General features: G+C 42.3%; 2 protein-coding genes. Both read right to left on the bottom strand.

What is annotated here, in order from left to right; translation table 11 throughout:
• Nucleotides 1–1,622: BamA/TamA family outer membrane protein (locus tag CAG68_RS20590; protein WP_202600020.1), on the bottom strand; the 1,622-nt coding region annotated here is incomplete at its 3' end.
• A gap of 338 nt (nt 1,623–1,960) precedes the next feature.
• On the bottom strand, nt 1,961–2,332 hold the full coding sequence (locus CAG68_RS20585) for a DUF2846 domain-containing protein (RefSeq protein WP_005387181.1): 372 nt from the start codon (nt 2,330–2,332) through the stop codon (nt 1,961–1,963).
• Between the last annotated feature and the right edge of the window lies 1 nt (nt 2,333).

Below are 2,333 nucleotides of genomic sequence, written 5' to 3'. Positions count from 1 at the left end.
TGGTCTCCTTGAGGAGCATCTAAACCATAAGCAAAGTCCACTTTGACGGGCACATACTTTGAATTCCATATCAAACTCAGCCCTGTACCGCTTTTCCAATCCACCCTATCGTTGAAGGCATCACCAACATCATAAAATGCCCCAAGCCACAATTGGCGGTAGACCTGATATTGATATTCCAGCCCAGCAGTAAACATGTAACGGGCACCCGTTAAATCGCCATTTTCATCTCTAGGAGAGATAGACTCATAACCATAACCACGAAGATTGCCATCACCTCCCGCAAAGAAGCGTAACGAGGATGGAATATCGCTCAAAGTGTCAGCGACATTAATACCGACATTAGAACGAAAGTGAAACTTGTGTTTTTCACTAATATCCCATGACAGAACACTATTGCCCTCAATACGCAGCAAACGAGAGTCGGAGAAAAAATTAGGGTCTGAGTATTCCAATGAGTAGACGTGACGGTGCTTTACTTCTAATTGATCGTTCTTGCGATCAAGCAGTGAAAATGTCCCCCCTGGTAATAACAACTGTGATTCGTCATTCTCCGACGCTTGTCGATAACTTTCTTGCAAATAACGAACGTGCATGGTGCTTTGCCAATCACTGTCTAACTGCCAGTGTTTTTCAAACGATAAATCATTAGAAAAACTCGATGTGTCTCGATAGTCGACATGCTTAGATTCAAACTGAATCCCGTAGTAATCCGTTAGAACATTTTGGGTGGGAATTTTGTAACCAAGTAATAGCGATTGTTCCGGTTTGGAAGCGTACGCTTGTGCCTCAAAACTGTGTCCACGTGCGTTGTACCAAGGCTTGGTCCAGTTCAGCGAAGCGCGTAATCCTAAGTCTGTCGAATACCCACCACCGACTTGCACAATATTACGTGAATTCGGCTCTGCGAGCACTTCTATCGGCACCTTATGACCATCGGATATCTCCTCGAAATCCGCTTTCACAATCACACTGCGAAACCAATCAGTACTCGAGAGGTCGGCCTGATATTGACTCAATTTCAAAGTGTCAAAATCGTCGCCCCGCTCAAACGTTCTCATCGCTTCTATTCGTGCTGTTTCGATACCCGACGTAAGAACAGACAGCTCTCCAAATTGGTAGCGAGAACCACTAGAGAAATGCAGATTCACATGGGCTTGATTCAAACTGGGAATGACTTCCAAAGACGATTCAATAAAACGCCCATCCAAGTAACCTTTTTGCTGAGCCAATGAAATCAAGTTTCGCTTTAGCGTGTCGTACTCAGAATGAAGCAACGGCTGACCTTGTTTAAGTTGAGCTTTATTAATTAGTTCGATGAAATCCTGATCATTACTGGCCTCTCCCGACACAGCAATATTAGATTTTTTGACCAACATCACCTCCCCAGCGTCAACCTCAAGCGTGATGAGATCATTCTCTGATCTCTGAACATTGAGCTCGGAATGATAGTAGCCATAAGGGTTTAACGCATTATTAACCATCTGCGTTAGTCGATTTGAGGTAATGTTTGAAACAGAGAGTTTCGTTAGTGGTGTAAGGTGACTTTCAAGATTTTTCTCTAATATTGGTGTTAGCCCTTTGATTTTAAATTGCGCTCCGAGTGCATGATGTAAAGGCATAGAAGCTAAAACTGATATACCTATTATTTGTTTAATGAGAGGAGACACACCGCTACCTAGTTTAGCAATACACTCGACAAGGTTAATGATGGAATGGCATATCTGTTAATCGCGTTTGTAGGATTGCTCCCTACGAAATCCTCTCGAAAATTCACGTTTCACAAGTAGATTCTTTGAACAATAAGTGGGCTCAAGCTAGGAGGTGGCAAATCATGCGGTCTGAAATAGGTATACTGTGTTTGCCAAAAATACAAAACCCAACGCTGAATGGATCTCATCAAGCGTTGGGTTACATTGATAATGTGTTTTTTAATCTAAAAAGCGGTCTGTTTGTAAAACTAGATCGAAGAACAGTTTCCTTTTTCTGCCATGTCGACTTTTAGTACTTCTGCTTTACCTTTGCTTTCGTCTACGAGTTCTACGCCCGCACCACCAACAAATACACCCATTTTAATGTATTGATTAACGAAATAATTACGGCCCTCTTCCGTTAAGATAGTTAAGTGATTTTCAGAAAACTCAGACTCTGTACTTACTTGATGTTCTTTATTGCCTTCGACCTCATGGTAGAAGAATACACCAGGAGCGGTTTCACCAATACATTCCCCATCGACGTAAACATACTTTTTAAGCGCTGCTCCGACAAAAGCATCTTCTCGGTAAATGTAAATCCCTGCGTTCCCCTTTTGAGGTGCTTCAAATGATTTCATT

Source organism: Vibrio sp. V42_P2S4T144 (genome assembly GCF_009904715.1).
Lineage (GTDB): Bacteria > Pseudomonadota > Gammaproteobacteria > Enterobacterales > Vibrionaceae > Vibrio > Vibrio alginolyticus.
The sequence above is the reverse complement of the archived record's forward strand: the minus strand, read 5'-3'. Positions and strand labels throughout refer to the sequence as shown.

Coding starts and splice junctions, on each gene's coding strand:
- CAG68_RS20585 (WP_005387181.1), bottom strand. CDS start 2,332: ATGAAATCATTTGAAGCACCTCAAAAGGGGAACGCAGGGATTTACATT.